This window comes from Aeoliella fuhlenseeensis (assembly GCF_052161615.1).
Lineage (GTDB): Bacteria > Planctomycetota > Planctomycetia > Pirellulales > Lacipirellulaceae > Aeoliella.
The window spans coordinates 514,512-531,152 of record NZ_CP197417.1 but is presented as its reverse complement, the minus strand read 5'-3'; the positions used below and the strand labels follow the sequence as shown (position 1 = coordinate 531,152).

General features: G+C 61.0%; 10 protein-coding genes. 2 read left to right on the top strand and 8 right to left on the bottom strand.

All coding sequences use genetic code 11. The annotated features are described in order from the left end of the window. Positions 1 to 85: 85 nt before the first annotated feature. The 4 genes from SH292x_RS02080 to SH292x_RS02065 all read right to left on the bottom strand — a co-directional run bounded on the left by SH292x_RS02080 (position 86) and on the right by SH292x_RS02065 (position 10,300). Positions 86 to 2,497 (bottom strand): hypothetical protein, encoded by a 2,412-nt coding sequence (locus SH292x_RS02080; protein WP_442483920.1) that lies wholly within the window; start codon positions 2,495 to 2,497, stop codon positions 86 to 88. Next, the gene (locus tag SH292x_RS02075; protein ID WP_442483919.1) at positions 2,494 to 5,277 is read right to left on the bottom strand and encodes a hypothetical protein; all 2,784 of its coding nucleotides are present in this window, start codon (positions 5,275 to 5,277) and stop codon (positions 2,494 to 2,496) included. The genes SH292x_RS02080 and SH292x_RS02075 overlap by 4 nt, the downstream gene beginning before the upstream one ends. A gap of 241 nt (positions 5,278 to 5,518) precedes the next feature. Further along, positions 5,519 to 6,616 (bottom strand): aminotransferase class V-fold PLP-dependent enzyme, encoded by a 1,098-nt coding sequence (locus SH292x_RS02070; RefSeq protein WP_442483918.1) that lies wholly within the window; start codon positions 6,614 to 6,616, stop codon positions 5,519 to 5,521. Between the two features lie 24 nt (positions 6,617 to 6,640). Beyond that, on the bottom strand, positions 6,641 to 10,300 hold the full coding sequence (locus tag SH292x_RS02065) for a mechanosensitive ion channel domain-containing protein (RefSeq protein WP_442483917.1): 3,660 nt from the start codon (positions 10,298 to 10,300) through the stop codon (positions 6,641 to 6,643). Between SH292x_RS02065 and SH292x_RS02060 the strand changes: the two genes are divergently transcribed. Beyond that, a complete protein-coding gene (locus SH292x_RS02060; protein ID WP_442483916.1) occupies positions 10,285 to 10,446 on the top strand; it encodes a hypothetical protein in 162 nt (53 codons plus the stop codon). The genes SH292x_RS02065 and SH292x_RS02060 overlap by 16 nt on opposite strands. Before the next feature lie 126 nt (positions 10,447 to 10,572). Here the strand turns inward: SH292x_RS02060 and rplU are convergent, their stop codons facing one another. Next, positions 10,573 to 10,881 (bottom strand): 50S ribosomal protein L21, encoded by a 309-nt coding sequence (gene rplU, locus SH292x_RS02055; RefSeq protein WP_442483915.1) that lies wholly within the window; start codon positions 10,879 to 10,881, stop codon positions 10,573 to 10,575. Between the two features lie 235 nt (positions 10,882 to 11,116). Here rplU and SH292x_RS02050 point away from each other — a divergent pair, with 235 nt between their 5' ends. Continuing rightward, positions 11,117 to 11,755, top strand: a complete 639-nt coding sequence (locus tag SH292x_RS02050; protein ID WP_442483914.1) for a hypothetical protein — start codon at positions 11,117 to 11,119, stop codon at positions 11,753 to 11,755. 9 nt (positions 11,756 to 11,764) lie between these two features. Here the strand turns inward: SH292x_RS02050 and SH292x_RS02045 are convergent, their stop codons facing one another. The 3 genes from SH292x_RS02045 to ptsP are packed head-to-tail and all read right to left on the bottom strand — an operon-like array spanning position 11,765 to position 16,579. Next, positions 11,765 to 12,901 carry an FAD-dependent monooxygenase gene (locus SH292x_RS02045; RefSeq protein ID WP_442483913.1) on the bottom strand — a complete coding sequence of 379 codons (1,137 nt, stop codon included), beginning with the start codon at positions 12,899 to 12,901 and terminating at the stop codon, positions 11,765 to 11,767. Positions 12,902 to 12,949: 48 nt separating this feature from the next. Next, the gene (locus SH292x_RS02040; protein ID WP_442483912.1) at positions 12,950 to 14,797 is read right to left on the bottom strand and encodes an Rne/Rng family ribonuclease; all 1,848 of its coding nucleotides are present in this window, start codon (positions 14,795 to 14,797) and stop codon (positions 12,950 to 12,952) included. 39 nt (positions 14,798 to 14,836) lie between these two features. Next, positions 14,837 to 16,579, bottom strand: a complete 1,743-nt coding sequence (ptsP, locus tag SH292x_RS02035) for a phosphoenolpyruvate--protein phosphotransferase (protein WP_442483911.1) — start codon at positions 16,577 to 16,579, stop codon at positions 14,837 to 14,839. Between the last annotated feature and the right edge of the window lie 62 nt (positions 16,580 to 16,641).

The following is a 16,641-nucleotide window of genomic DNA, read 5'->3' as shown; positions in this document are numbered from 1 at the left end:
CGGCGAAGTGTGCGGAGGAAGCTTGCGGGTATCAAGGATCAATGCATTACCCCGGCAAGCATTGCTTTGGAGCGGTGCATGCTTGCTACTTGGATATACAAGTGCGTTTCCTGCGCTGAAACACGACGCCACTTGCCAGCAAGAGCACTGCGACCACCATCGCGCTCGGTTCGGGCACCGCGAGCACCAGGTAGAGATTGCCGCCGCGTTGTTCGACGGTGAATTCGGCGGCCAAGTCGCTTCGGATACCGTCCGACAACCCGGTGGTCACGATTTCGAGCGTCGTGGGATCGAAGCCAAGGATTGCGTCGGCGGTGGCGATGAGCCACTCCGAGTCTTCGTAGGCCATCTCGGTTTGGTGTTCGCTGAGCACGAGCTGCCAAGGCTCGCCAACGCTCGAACTAAAGGTGAGCGTTCCGTCGACGTGAACTTGGTCCCACGCGGAGTCGCCAAGCTCCCACTCGTAAACGGCGCCAGAACCCATTTCGAGATCGCCCTCGATCACGAGCGTGCCGGGGGACTGGCCCGGAGCGAGGGTGGCTCCTGCGGTGAGGGCGAAGTCGCCATTGACGGTCCCGTCGCCCGCGATGCCTGCGGTGGGACCTTGGAGAGGCAACACGAATCGTTCGCCATCTTTGCGAATGTTGAGCACCTGCCCCGCGTTCGCCTTGAGAGTGCCGTGGACTTGGAAATCAACGAGACCGCGATCGACGAAGTTGAGGGTCGCCTCGGGCGCCCCGGCAGAGACGGTGCCTCGAATCTGGAGGAGATTGTCCTGACCCAAATTGATTGAACCGGGAGACAATGCCGGGAGACCATATTCGAGGTCAACGTTGCCACCCACCAACATCTCGCCGACGAACTGAGTGCCGTACCGGCCGGAAACAGTCAGCGACGAGCCGTTCTCGAGATGCGTGGTGCCGAGTACGTTGACGCCGCCGACCCGCGAACGACCGGTGACAAAGAGATCGCCCGCGAGTTCGTGCGCTTCCGTTTCGTAGGAACGTCCTCGAACTTCGCCGCCCACGAGTCGCACATCGCCAGGGACGACCATGTGCGAGGGGCCGATGAGGCTGAGGATACCCCCGGAACCCACCGAGATGTTTCCGGTGCCTAGCGAATGGCTGTGCCAAAGTTCGATGGCAAGGGAGTCGATCGAAACATCGCCCGAGAAGTTGGGGTTGTTCGAGCTGACCCGAATTTTGCTGCCCATCGCCTGCTGGATGAGTCCATCCGCGGTGAATTCGAGGCTCCCCGCGCCCGTGATGGTTCCCGTGATCGCCTCGTCCACTCGATCGATTCCGATACCCATGATTTTCGAGGGAGAGGCAACGTGGATCGATCCGTTGCCCTTGTAGGTGGACGCCGAGGAGAGAGGCGACTGTCCCAGCATCAAAGCACCGCCGTCAAGCGTGATGGGATTGGTTCCGCCTCCGACACCCACGCTACCCCCTGTGACTCGGATGGAGCCTGGGATCGTGCCGAACACGCCGAGGTGGCCTTGCTCGACAAGGATGTTGCCTGAGAAGCCGGACGAGGTAATGGAAACGAGCAGTGCATCGCCGTTGGTGGTTTTGCGAATGGTCCCCGACCCTGCGAGCCGGATTTCCCGAACCTCGCCCTGTTCGAGTTGGAGTTCGTCGAACTGAATCGCATTCTGTCCGGAAATGCTACGAAGGCTTCCATCTCCTGCAATGCGGATGGTGCCGAATTTATTGGCGGCCGTTGAATCGTACCGCAATGTAACATCGCCGCCGTTGAGGATTAGGTCGGTGCCTGTGGGCAAGGCCGTGCGGGTGAAAACATCCAGCTGTCCTTCGTTGACGAAGGTGGGGCCAGTGTAAGAGTTGTTGCCGCTGTAGACGACGTTAAAGGAGCCGGCACCTGGCGAGAAGGTGACAGCAAGGGGCCCCGCCGCGGGGTCTTCGACGATGTTCGCCGAGACAGCTCCGCGCCCGTAGAACAACAGTTCGTTAAAGCCATCGGGGCCCGTGGAGAGCGTCCCGTTGTTAATCTGTCCGCCATTGCCGAGCGAAATGCCGCCTGACTTTACGATCAGCGAGTGTCCGTTGAGATTGAGGGGGGAGGAGCTATTGCCGAAGCCTAAGGACGCAACGGTAGCTGAGCTGTCGAGGCTGGTATTGCTCGCATCAATGCCCATGTGGTCGGATTGGTCGGCCCCGCTCCAGCTTTGCGGCAAGAACGGTATGGGGGTTAGGCCGCCGGTGGTGAGCGTTGCAAAACCGCTGGTGGCGCTGCTGGATGAGTGCCGCTCGCTCACCATCATCCAGGGGAGAATTCCCTCAATCAGCTGGACAGACCGGTCCACGTGAAGCTGCTGCGATGCGCCGGTGCTGACGACCACGGTCGCACCTGGTGCGCGCTGAAGGGCGGCAAAGGTGAGTCGCTTGTCGACTTCCAGTTCGTCCGAACTGGAAGCGATCTCAATTCTGGAATCACCTGGGTGGAAGTAACCGATGCCCACCCGTTCGTTCATGGCGCCGAAACTGGTGAGTTCGCCGCCATGAAAATGCAAGGGAACTCATCGTCGATACGATCATCGCGCCTGGTAATCCTGTTCGCAAGCTCAAGCGTCCCCTTATGCGAAGCCTCGACTTCGTGCAGATGAATGGCCGAGGTGCTATTCAATCGACCTTCGCCGGTGAGCACCATGGTTCCCTGAACGAGATTTGTGTCACCGCTGTAGTCCGCGTTGGGCGTTTCGACGAAGAACATGGCCCGCCGACCGTACGTGGAGACGCTCCCCCCCGTTACCCGGCCGGCGATATACAAGTTGATCCCGTCGCTGGTGCTTAGAGAGTCGGGCCCTCCCAGCGAAGAGCCTTGGCTACCGAGGTCGAGTGTGCCTGCGAGCCGGACGGAAGAGTTACCAGTGGACTCGCGTGCGACATACAGAGCCGGGACGCGGAGGTCGCCTTGGGAGTTGTTGAGGTAAATATCATCGTCGAAAGTCCCACCATCGCGGAGGTTGAAGAACAGCACGGAGTTCTGTCCTATGAGATGGGTCGCGCCGTTTCCTGTGCCGAGCCCGGCCCCATCGACCACTCGGAGTCGACCGCTTTCGATATCGATGCGACCATCGAAGCCTTGCAAGTTGCTGACGCGGGCTTCGAACCCGCTGGTCTTGCGAAGAAGCCCCACTCCCTCGATGCGACCCGACAGGCTACCGGACTGCAGCTCGAGCCCTTCGTCGACCAAGGTGAGCGCTGCGCCGTCGGCAACGACCACGCCCCCTCCCTCGCGAATGGTGGCTCCCGTGATGGTGGTGTTGTGATTGACCCGCAGCGTGCCTTCGGCCGCTTCGACGTGTTCCGAATACGTGCCGGCGTGATTGAGAACGAGTTCCTGCGTGCGCGGCGGATTGAACATGTCGGTGCGGAACATCCGAGGCAGCCGCGACTGCTGGACGTTCACCAGGACCTTGCCGGAGTGGTCGACAATTATCGGCTCGTCGACGTCGACGTTGAGGTCGAGCTGAGCGTAGGAGACCATGGTGCCATCGTCCGCGGATCCCAGCGCCCTGGCTGCATTGGCTTCCACTCGGCCATTCTGCACCAACGTCATCCCGCGATAGGAGTTGTTCGTGTTCAGCCGAGTGGCTTCGGGGCTTATGCTGCCAAACGTTAGGAGATCGACGGAACCGGTGATCGTCCCATTGAATTGGCCTCCATTTACAGTGGCGCGGGAGTAAGTGGAGGGTTCGAAGATAATCTCCCCATTGAAAGTACCCTTGCCCCCGATGGACCCATAGGTGAGCGGGGATCGACTTGAGGCGTTCATTCGTACCTGGCCATCAATGACGGTGCCTGCATCGGGGACGTTGAGTCCTCCTCCGGCAAGATAGATGTCGCGCGTGAATGCCGTACCCAAACGCAAGACACCACCGTCCACGGTGACGGGCGAGTCGCTAAGGCCGAGCGCCTGGGGATGGTTCGCTTCCAAGATCCCGGTGACGTGAGTGTTACCGGTGTAAGTGTTGGGGCCGTCCAATATCCACTCGCCGGTGACATTCAATCCGCCTTGGTGCGAGAGTGGGTTCGTATGGACTTGCACCATGCCATCGGCGGTGAGGTCGCCCTTTCCCACGACTCCGCCCGTGAGCTGCGAGCGGCCCGCGATCGTGATCGGGCTCCCCTTACCCGCCAGGGTGATGGGCTGCTGGTAGTTGCCGTCTGCGGTGAGGCTAAGGGTGCCGCTCTCCATCGTCACGAGTCCCGTTGCCGTCGCCGCGGAGGTCAGGTACACGGTACCTCCCTGGAGCAGCAAGGGCTCAGCGGTGGGGGCTTCGAGTTGGAGGTGCCCACCGGTCTTGATTTGGGTGCCCGCTGTCGTGGCTCCAAGTCCGTTGGCACTACGAACAGTGACACGCCCACCAGAGACCACAGTCAGCCCCTGGTAGGAGTTATCGCCGCTGACGAAGAGGGTACCACTACTTGCCAAGCCACTGAGGGTAAGTCCGCCCGGACCGGTCAGATTACTCTGAAGCTGGAAGTTGCTTCGCGCGTGAATTCGGCTGTCGGCATCGACTGCAATGGGACCGCTAATGCCATTATTCGAGGTACTCACCTCCAGCGAACCTCCGTTGAGCTGCATGGGTTCGTTGATGGCGTTGGAGGTTGCAATCTCCAAGGTGCCGCTGGCGTGGATGGAAGTTAGCCCGGCGGTGGAGCCGAAAACCGCCCCTTGCCGAACGCGGAGGATGCCGCCACGCACCGCAAGGTCGCCATTCCACGCCGCATTGCCGAGCCTGAAATCGGCAACCCCACCGCCAGAGAGTTCGATATCGCCCTCCGCGGACGTCATGGTGCCTAGCAGAAACAGAGTACGCGATGTCGGCACTTCGATACTAAGCGTCTCGCCCGCGGCGACGCCCCAGGGTGTTGAGAGCGTGGCCTCGGTTGGGGTGGGGGTACCGACAACTAGCCGCGCGGGGGCATCACCGGGTTGGTCGAACGTGACGAGCCCCGTGCCGCCGACTGTGGCTTGCCCGCTGAGCATCAAGAACTGAAGTTGGCCAACGCTTACGGGTCCCGAGAGAACTGGGCGTCGAGAAGCGATTGAGTTGCTACGAATGATCGCGACGTCGCCAGGCTGGCTCGGAACGCCTGCGGACCAATTGCCCGCGTCGAACCAATCGGAGTTGGCATCCTGGCCGGACCAAGTACTGGTAATCGGATCGACGGCGAAAGTCGCCGTGGCACTCGCTATGGAAAGGGCGCATGCGATAGCGAGGGGCGCGAACTGACTGCTCTTCATGAGACACGAACCGTACGGTGGACACTGTAGTGGAAGACTGACTCATCGCCGGCGCGGTCGTGAGCGAGCTCCTAATCTACAGGACTGCGATCCGGAGCTCAATCAAATGCCTGCGAGTTGGGAGTTTCTACGGCCAAGGTGCGTGAAATAGTCGATAAAGACGACCCGCAACCCGTAGCTGGCCGGTACGTATCCCGTAAACCTACTAGCGGCGAGTGGAGCGACGCCTAGCGGCTGCCCTTCATCTTCGAGGCACGAACACGGTCTGCTGGAACCAATGCTCGGCCGGGGCGTGCTCCCCTTCGACGATCGCGAGGCCGGAGATTTGCGAGGCGTCGAGGCCCGACGCGCGAAGCTGCTGGACGATTGCCTTGGGGTCGGGCGAGACGAGCGGGACGACCCAGAAAGTGTGCGAGGGATTGTCCATGCCGGCAATGAATTCGGGCGGCTGAATGGTGGTGGCGAACTCTTGGCCGTGGCGGGTACGCGAGGCGATCGAGCTCGCGTCGAAGTTTGCGAGGCGACGGGCGAGGAGTTTCACCATCGCCGTGCTCGCGCGCTGACGCAGCGCTGCGAACAACTGGGCGTCGGGGAAACCTCGCGCGGAGTGGCCCACCATGGTATCAGGGTCGCGGCCCGTGAGTTCGATCGCCTTCACCAGCAGCGTGAAGAGCGCGGGAATCGACAGCAACTTGAGCAGCCCCATCTTCGCCACGCGGCCGGCATAGGACGACGCTGATTGTTGTGGCCAAGCAGTGGCGAGTTGCTGCATCCGCTCGCGGACGCGAGCATCCCGCACAAGCGCCACGCCACCGCCAAGCGCGGTGGCAGTTTTGATCGGTCCGAAGCTGTAGAGACTCACGTCGACGGCGGGGTCGCGCGCAAGGGAGCCGGTAAACGACTGGGCACAGTCCTCGACTAGCAAGATATCATGCTCGCTGGCAAGTTCACCAAGCGCGGCGAGCGGCATTCGCGTACCAAATAGATGGGCCACCACCAGCACTCGCGTTCGGGGCGTTATCCGCTCGCGAACATCCTCGGCGGACACACAAAGCGTCCGCGGATCGACCGGCACGGCGACGGGGACAAGGCCATGCTCGTGGACGATCCGCTCCATGTGGGGCACGGTAACTTCGCTGAGCAGGACCTGGCTCCCTGCGGGAAGTTCCAGCGCGGCGAGCCATAGATCGAACGCCGTGCGGACCGAAAGCGTGACGAGTGCTTCGTCGCGGGCGTTTTGGTCGAGCGGCAGTTCGCTTGTTCCTGGTGCGCCGAGGCAATAGCCAAGTGCCCGCATCAGATCGAGCCAGCCGATGTCGATGCGGAGCCTTGGGATCATGGCGAGCGGGGCGATGCTGGTTCGCTAAAACGACTGTGGATTCTTGTTCGGCGACGGGTCTTCCCCGTTGGCGAGCGTCTCTGCGCTCGGATCGGAGCGCGACGGTGGTGCCCATCCTGGCGGCATGCTGCGGATGTTGACGTCGCGCTGCGGGAAGGCGATCTCGATGCCCTCTTCGGTGAATCGCTTGTGAATGGCGGTGTGTAGATCGTGGATTGCGTTGCCACGACGTTCGAGGTTCGGCAGGAAGCATCGCAGGATGAGGTTCAGCGTGCTGTCGCCGAAACTATCGAACACAACCACCGGCTTGGGCTCGTCCAAGATATCGGGGTTGGCCTCGACCACTTCGTACAACAGTTCGCACGCGCGATCCGTGTCGGTTCCGTACGCTACGCCCACGTTCACCACCACGCGGTTCATCTGGTCGGACAAGGTCCAGTTCAGTAGTCGCTCGGTGACGAGGTCTTTGTTGGGGACCACGAACTCCTTGCGATCCCAGTCGACAATGGTGGTGGCACGCATGCGGATGCGATTCACGACACCCGTGGTGTTGCCGAGCGTGATGATGTCGCCCACGCGAATGGGTCGCTCGAACAACAGGATGATGCCCGAGACGAAGTTGGCGAAGATCTCCTGCAGACCAAAGCCGAGACCAACGCCCATCGCCGCAACGAGCCAACTGATGCTGGTGCCTGTGATGCTCAGCGCGCGAGCGGCGGCGATGATGCCGATGGTGAGAATCGTATAGCGGGCGAGCGTGGCGATGGCGTACCGGGCCCCCTGGTCGAACGGCAGATGCTGCAGCACGACCAGTTCCAGCAGCGACGGCACGTCGCGGGCGACGACGTAGGTAATCACCAAGGTGAGCAGGCAGCGAAGGACATCGCCCCAACTCATGGGGTCGTCGCCGGTGGACCCGGGCAGCGGATTGTCGTCGAGCCATGCCAGCGCCGGGAACACATCCTGCCAGATGGCGATGGCGCCAAACACTCCGGCAACTACCAGGACCATCCGCAGCAGCTTACGCGTCGCTTCGCTGAGGGCACCCAGGTCGACGGTGTCATCGATCACGTCCGCGATGGCCGCGGTAAGTTCGTCGCCCGAGGTCGACTCGGCAGCGGCTTGAGCCTGAGCGCGGCGTTTCTGAGCCTGTTCCCGGGCCAGTTTGCGTTTGCTAATCAGCACCCAGCGACGTAGCACACCGCTGGCAAGCACCAAGCCCATGAGCATACAGACTGTCGCCAGGACGCGCTGCGAGAGTTGATGGGCCGTATAGTAGTAACCAATGAGAGCCATGAAGCTCAGCACGACGGGCATCGCCGTGAAGGCGGGCCGCCAGATCATGTGGAAGCTAGCCAGCCAGTTACGGTCGGTCCGATCGAGAGAGTGGACCACGGCGCTCGACTTCGAAATCAACAACTGCCACAGAAAGTACGTGGCGTAGGCCATGGTCACCAGGTAGACGACGCGGCCGAGCGAGGCACTCCATTCCGAGTCGGTAGATTGCACGTCGAGACCCACGATCCATAGCATAAGCGGCACCATGAGCATCGACACCCAGCGGAGTTGCCGGCGGAGCTGCGCGAGCGAATTCTTCGACCAACCAAGGTGCGCCCCGGCCAGACCATCGGTGCGGCACGCCTGGCGAAGGAACTCCGAGAACCACAAGAGCCACGCTGCGGTGCGAAGACCTTCGGACAGACCGACCGAAAACTCGGCTTGAACTAGTGGCCCACTCAGCAGCCAGCCCATGCCCCACAGTAGGAGTGGCCACGGCAGCGCAACGACAATGGTGTACCACAGCGTCTCGGCGGTTGGTCGAAAATCGGTGCAGTTGCGTTTCTCGGCTTCGGTGGCCAGCACCTTAATCCGCTGGCGACCCCGTGATTGATACACAAGCAACAGCACAATCGCCGCGATGAGCATGGCGGTCCAAAGCGGCTCGCGGTACGTGGCGTCGCGGAGATCGATGGCCGCTTGCGTCCAGTTTTCGGGGTCGAAACTCCACCACAGCGCCTCGATGCCCGGCTTGAGGTAGAAGGGCTTCCAAGTCGTGGCGGAACCCTCTTGGCCGAGTTGAATCTGCGAAGCCCACAAGGGACGGGCACTGCGAATCCACAGGTCACGCTCGGCGATGAACTCGCGGGCGTCAGAGGTGCTGGTGAGTAGTTGCTCCTTCGCGCTAATCAGCGCACTGAGCTCCGTTTCGAGGTTGTTCAGGTTGGTGGCGTAGCTCTTGAGGTACTCGATCTGGCTCGCCAGAAGCTCGCGGGCGACGATCTCTGCCGCGCCACGATCGGCGGGCGGAATGTCTTTGATGACTTCGTTGACGGCCTCGTCGAGTTTGCCTAGATCTTCAAGACGCTGCGACGCTTCGAACTCGCGAAAGGCGACGTCGTTCTTCTGGTTGTTCCGCTTGGCGATCTCGCCTTCGAGTTGCGAGAGTCGGGGGAGCCTCCCGCGCCAGTCGCGAAGCAGTTGACCGCTTGCCTCGGACAGTCGCGAGCTCGATCCAAAACGCTTCTCGAACTGCGTGATGTCCGAACTAATTTCGGCATTCGCGCGCTGATCGGCGTCGCGCATTGCTGTCACACGATTGAGTTCGTCCAGCAAGTCTTTGACTTCTTGCGTCAACGCGCTGTTTAACGTGGCGAGCGCGCCCAAGGAGTTGGGATATTGATCGAGAAAATAGCGGTTGCGATTGACTTGCTCTTTCGCGCTCGCGGCCTGTTGATCAGCGGCCAGCTGGCGACGCTTGTCGAGCTCGGCACGGATCTGGGCGAGCACCTGAGCGTACGCAGCCGCTTTGCGACGCGTCAGCTTAAGCTCTAGCTCGTAGACTTCCTGGCCTCGCTCGGCTGCTTGGCGCTCTTGAAGGATGGCTTCGTTTTCGGCGGCAAGCATGGCGGCCTGCTGCGTTAAAGCCACGCGCCGGGCGGTGGCAAGCGGACTCGTTGAGTCGCCAAGCTCTGCCAAACTCTTGGTGACTTCGGCAAGTTGTTTCTGGACCTCTTGTCGTTTGCCGGGGGCTGCACCCACAAGTTGCTTTCGAACCTCGGGCGCGGCTTCGAGCGTCTTGGCTCGCTTGCTCCAATTGTTCGCGTACTCCTCGAGGCGACTCGCGCGCTCCTGCAAATAGGTGGTTTCCGCTTTATCGAGATCGACGTCGGGAAAGCGAAGGTTGTCCGGGCCTTCGATCGGCGCGGCGAGCTTTTGTTCGTACCACTCCTTCGTGTGGCCACTGATGGTACTGGTCTTATCTTCGTCCGCGGCGGTGGTGTACTGCTTCGAGCGATCGGCGATGGTTTTGCGGTGCTTCGCAAGGTCGGCCGTCGATTGTAGCGCGTCCTGATACAGCTTTTTGGCGTCCGACTTCTGCTCGTCAGTAAGCTCCAGTGTGTCGATGCCCGCTTGCAGCTCTTTGATTTGCTCCTCAGTGAGAACTCCTTCGGCGATAGCCTCTTGGCCTGTCACCGCACCTTCGCCGATCGGTGGCTCGACTGCCGGGGGCGTTGCTTCCGATCCCTGCACCGCGGACTGCCCGTTAGCCGCCGGCTGCGTAGCGGGCGGCTGAATGGCCGGCGAGAAGGCCGGCGGCGGATCGGGGAACTGCTGGGCCGTCGCAGCCCCCGCGCACAAGGACAACACCAGCAGGAGGAAGAATCGTCGTGCGTGCCAAGTCATGCCATCGTCCTTGGGAGCTTTACCTGATTTGCCCGATCGACAATCTCCAGCATGAAGGAAATTGCCGCGTGGCGAAAGGGCTCAAGCAGGCTAGCGAGCGCATGCAAACGCCGCGTGTTGCCGAAAACAACGCGCGGCGTTTGTGAATGGTCGGTAGGCTGCCAGTTTTCTCGATCGTCAAACGAATCTTTTCGGATGGCGATGTGACTGGAGGCTGGCCTTACTCTTCAGGCTTGCGATCGCCGTCCGAAAAGTTCGGCTTGAACAGAGTGTTAGCCGATCTTCTGGATCTTCACGCGGGTGAACATCGCGCGGTGGCCAGTGCGGCGGCGGCTGTTCTTGCGGCGGCGAAGCTTCTGGATGTAAACCTTATCGCCCTGCGTGGTGCCCAGGATCTCGGCGACGACAGTCGCGCCTTCGATGGTGGGGCTGCCCAGCTTCACGTCGCCCGTGCCGCCAATGCACAGCACGCGGTCGAACGTCAGTTTGGTTCCCTTTTCGGCCTCACGGTAGGCCAAATCGACTTCCTGACCTTCTTCGACCTTCAGTTGACGACCACCGTCGGCAATAATCGCGTACATCGCTTGAGTTTCCCGCTACAGGGGGCTGTGAATCGCAAATACCAGAGAGTCCCGAATTGTAGCCGAAGGGGCCAAATTGCAAAAGGGGCTAATTCCCTGCGTTTTTAGCCCATTTTACCCATTCAATCGGATCATCCAGCCCGCGGGCGTAAGCCGCCGAGGGGGGGAATACCGAGCAACGCTTCGCCCCGATCACAATTCAAGCACCTCCCCTGACGGAATCGGAAACCAGTTCATGTCCATCCATCACGCCATCGTCCCGCTACGGCTGATCTTCTGGGGAGGCCTACTATGTGTCCTCGATTTCTCGATCAGCAGCACGACGACCATCAATGGGCAGATTACGTCGGGCTATAAGTTCGACTTTCTAAATGACTTCCTCGGAATGCTGCTCGTCACTTTGGGCATCTATCGACTGATGCAGTTCCAGCTCGATGGCAGCTATCGGGTCAACATGATGGTCGTGTTCGCGGTATCGCTCATCAACTGCTTGATTGCCTTCATGGACCACTTCGTCTTCGACACGCCAATGCCGCTTGCGCTACTGATGACGATGTTCTCTATTGCAACGCTAGTCGCGACCATTCTCTTCTGCACCGCCATGCTCCAACTCGCCGACGCTTACGGAATGTGGAACTCCTCGGTGAGTTGGCGATTCACCCGCCTTCTGGTCATCGCTATCTGGGTAGTCCCCTTTGGGCTCTTGAACCTGCTGATGCTCGGCGTCTTGCTGACTGGGCGATCGTTCCACTTCAATATTGGATGGTTCATGGTCCTCGCGCTGCTGACCATGTTGGTACCGCTCGTGCATCTCTTTATCTCGACTTCGAGAATGAAAAACGAAGCCGAGCAGGCACCGGTGATGGGAGGGTGAGCGTTCTCATTAAAAGACCGGCAGCGGATGATCGAGCCCCGTCAGGCTCTTCTTCATCTGCTTCTGAGCTATCGGCCGGGGCAAGACGACATTCGCCACGATCCCGCGCAGCAATCGCCAGCCAACGGTCTCGGCGGCCACCGTGTGGGTTAGAATTTCTACGCGGCGGACCACGGCTTTGTCGACCGAGTGGCGCGTGGCGGAGTAGTCACTGAGTTTTCCACGCTGCAAAAGTTGCGAGAACACCCACGCGTCTTCGATACCGAGATTCATCCCGCGAGCACCAAACGGCGAGTGGATGTGCGCGGCGTCGCCCGCTAGGAAGATGCAGCCTTCCTGCAGCCGCTCGGCGATCCGATGCGCAACGTGGAACTTCGAGCTCCACACGGGCGTACCGCTGGGCTCGATCGGCACCCACGAGGGAATCGCTTGGTCGCCGCTGACGATCACTCGCCACACGGGGTCGCCCCCCTGCTCTGCCAGCACCGGGTCGACCACCCGCAGCAGGAACATGAACCCACCGCCGGCGAGCACGAACACGTGGGCACAGTTCGGATCGAGCTTGGTGCGGAGCGGCACGTCTTCGAGCCGCCACTCGTTCGCTAGGCTACTGCCCGGGAAGTCGATGCCGAGTTGCTTGCGAACCGTGCTATGCGCGCCATCGGCCCCCAACAGCCACGGGCAATGAATCGTCTCTTTCGCACTTCCATCTGGCGATTCGATGGTCGCTTCCACGTGATCGCCTACGTTTCGACAATCGACGACCTGCTTACCGCGTTCGATCTCGCCACCGGCGGCAACGAGTGCTTGGTGAAGCAGTCGTTCGCTGGTTGCCTGCGACAACGCCAGCAAGTACGGGTACTTACCCGGGATATCCTTCAACTCGATGTGAATGTCACGCCGACCTTGGCGGTGGATGAAAGCGCCGCGGATGGGCTCGCCAAGCTCGAGCATCCGTTCGGTAACGCCCGTGGGGCCGAGCAGGTCGAGCGTCCGCGGGTTTACGGCGAGGGCTTTAGAGTAAGGGCTCGGTTCGGTGCGCAGCTCAATCACGCGCGGCGGCGAACCTTGCCGCGCAACGAGCATCGCTGCGCCCAAACCTACGGGCCCTGCACCAACGATTAGGGGTGGTTGTTCCTCAGGCATCGCGCGTCGCCTCCGTTGCTTGTGCTTCGCCTGACGAACTGCCCCCCGCTACATCCCTTCGACAACCACCATCCGGCCCGATTCGTCTTCGCAGAGAATCTCCAAGTGCTCGGGCGAGATGCCTTCGCGGCCGTTGACGTACAGCACCATCTGGTTCTCGTCTTCCAGCCGCGCAAGTTCCCTCCGCTTGCGATTGTTGAGGTACGCCGCCACTTCTTCTTCCACCGTGACGGTCACCTTGCAGACGCGTTGATCCTGGGTGGTCATCATCAGTTTGCGAACCACCTCGATCGCCATGCTCTCGGCGCTCTTCACGAGGCCCGCGCCGTTGCAGCCCGGGCATTCCTTGAACACGCTTCGCTTCAGGCTCGGCCGAATGCGCTGGCGGGTCATTTCGATCAGCCCGAAAGGACTGATGCGTAGGATTTTGGTCCGCGCGCGATCGCGTTTGATGGCGTCGCGGAGCGTACGCTCGATGATCCGGCGATGCCGATCCTTGCGCATGTCGATGAAGTCGTTCACCACCACGCCACCCAAGTCGCGGAGCCGAAGCTGGCGAGCGATCTCTCGTGCTGCGATCTGGTTGAGCTGGAACGCCGAATCCTCGGCCGAGCCATCGGTGCGGAAGCTTCCGCTGTTGACGTCAATCGCCACGAGGGCTTCGGTTTGATCAATCACCAGCGAGCCACCACCCTTGAGCGGCACCTTGCGCTGATTGATGCGTGCGATCTCGTCGTCGATCTTGTACTTGTGGAACAGCGGTTCGCGTCCCTCGTACAAATGCAGCCGATTGACGTACCGCGGCATGACGATTTGCAAGAACTCTTTCGCCCGCTCGTGGGCTTGGGGTTCGTCGATGTGGATGGCGTCGACGTCCGCGGTGAAGATGTCGCGGATCGTCCGAATGATCATGTCGCTTTCTTCGTAGATGTCCGTCGGCGCTTCGGCGCTCTTGATCCGGCGGACGATCGTCTTCCACAGACGTAGCAGGTACGCGAGGTCGCGCGAGATTTCTTTCTTCGTCCGGTCGGTACCGGCCGTGCGGACGATAAAGCCCAGACCCTTCGGCGGATTGAGTTCGCGGAGGATGTCACGCAACCGGCGGCGATCTTCTTCGCTCTCGATCTTTCGCGACACGCCAATCCGACCGAGCGCGGGCATCAGCACCACGTAACGACCGGGGATGCTGATGTAGGTCGACAGCGTTGGCCCCTTGGTGCCAATGCCCTCCTTGATCACCTGCACGACGACTTCGTCGCCGCGTTGGAAGATGTCTTGAATCGGAGGCTTGATGCGCGGTCGCACACCAGGGCGACGGCGGTTGGGGCCGCCGTTGGACGAGGGGCGTGGGCCGGACTCGTCCACGTCGAGATCATCGTCGTCAAAGTCGGCGTCGAATTCTTGCTGGCCACCACGATCCTCACCCCGCTGCGATCCATCGGGCTGAATCGGCTTGTCGGGATCGTAGCCACCTTGGCGGAAATACTGCGGCTCGACGTCGCTGATGTGCAAGAAGCCATTGCGACCGACGCCAAAGTCGACGAACGCCGCTTGGATGCTCGGCTCCAGATTAACGATGCGGCCCTTGTAGATGTTGCCGACGTAGTTGTCCTGGCTGCTTCGCTCGACGTACAACTCTTCGAGAACGCCATCCTCCAGAATGCCGATGCGGCACTCTTCGGGCTGCGCGACGTTGATCAGCATTTCCTGCTTGACCGACGGACGCTTGGTGGTCGATTCGGGCACTTCGCTCGAGCGACCGGTGGCGACCTTCTTCTTCCGCTTGGTGCCGCGACGGCGACGACGCTTCGGCGCGCCCCCTTCGCCATCGGCCACGCTTCGCAGTCCACCGGGATCATCTGGTTCGAGATCGGGTTGAGTGGTTTGAGATTCCATAGTTGACTCGTGTTTTCTCTTGAGGAAAAGTGAACGGCGTCATACGGGTTGGTCGGGGAGTATTTTGAGCAACTCCTCGCGAAGCACCGTTCTGACGTCGCGTGCGCTTTCGAGCGACAACACCCGCGCTGCGACTTCTTCGCATTGCGGAATGGTCACCGAACGGCACACACGTTTGATTTCGGGAATGGCTGCGGGAACGATACTAAGGGTCCGAAGACCAAGTCCCAGCAGCACCATCGTGTACATGGGGTTGCCACACATCTGGCCGCACATGCTAATCGGGCGGCCATGTTGCCCGGCGGAGTCGATTGCCATCTTGATGAGCCGCAAGACCGCTGGATCGCTCCCCGTGTATAGCGATGCCACGTCCTTATTGCTCCTATCGACCGCCAGGGTGTACTGAATCAGATCGTTGGTTCCGATGCTGAAGAAGTCAGCTTCTTCGACGAAGTGGTCCATCATCACCACGGCCGAGGGGACCTCGACCATCATGCCCACTTCGATGTCGCGGCTAAATGGAATGCCCTCTTCTTCGAGGTCTTCCATCGCATCGGACAGCACCATCTTCGCGCGCCGTAGTTCCAGCACGTTGCTAATCAGCGGGAACATGATCTTCAGCGGACCGGCGGTGCTTGCCCGTAGCATGGCGCGAAGCTGCGTGCGAAACATCTCGACGTGCTTGAGCGCCAGGCGAATACTGCGAAGGCCGAGGAACGGATTGCGCTCGTCATCCGGCATCGGGAAGTTCGGAATCTTGTCGGCACCCAGGTCCAAGGTCCGCATGATGACAGGCAGACCGCCGAGCGCTTCGATCACTTCGCGATACGCCGCGTGGTGATCGTCTTCGCTCGGCTGGATGTCCCGCATCAGGTACAGGAACTCAGTGCGGTAGAGCCCCACGCCCTCGGCCCCGCGGGCTAGGCACTGCTCGACCTCGGCAGGGAACTCGATGTTACCTAAGAGCGTAATGTGCTGCCCATCGAGCGTTACCGGCGGCAGGTCGCGAAGTGTTTCGAGCTTCGCCGCGAGTTGGCGATGCTCGTCCACTTCGTGGCGATAGCGGGCGAGGGTCTCTTCGTCGGGCTGCAAGATCACCAGGCCGTTGTCGCCATCGATGATCACTGTCTCGCCGCCGGAGACTTCGGTAAGGAACGGGCCCGTACCGACCACTGCGGGGATGTCGAGTGCCTCGGCGACAATCGCCGTGTGGCTGCCCGGTCCGCCGGTTTCGGTGACGAAACCTTTGACGAACTTCGGATTGAGGTTCGCGGTTTCGCTAGGCGTCAAGTTGTGCGCGAGGATCAGCACTTCGCTCGACAGTTCGCCGAGCCCTTCGCGTCGCTGACCCAACAGGTGACGCAGCAGCCGCTTCTCGATGTCGAAAATGTCGTTGGCTCGCTCGGCCATGGTGTCGCCCTGAAGCGACAAGAACACCTTGGCGTAGCGACGCAGCGCACGGCTCACCGAGTACTCGGGCGAGTAGTGGCGATCGCGGATCATCTGCTCCAGCTCTTCGCGGAGCTTGCGATCGGTGAGCATCTGGAGATGCGCGGAGAAGATCGCGGCGTAGTCGTCGCCCAGTTGTTCGGCGACGCGCTGGCGATTGAGATCGATCTCTTTGGCCGCGGCGGCGATGGCTTCGTCGAGGCGGCGGAGTTCGGCGTTTACGGCTTCGCGCGGCAGGAAGCGACGAGCGATGCGAAATCCCTCGTTGCCGAATATCACCGCTTCGCCGATGGCGACTCCCGGTGAAACTGCAATTCCCTGCAAACGCTGCATGCCGCACTCGTTGGAGGCGACCAGAGCCGTCACGTGTTGTGGGAATTGCTCTTGCGGTTTAT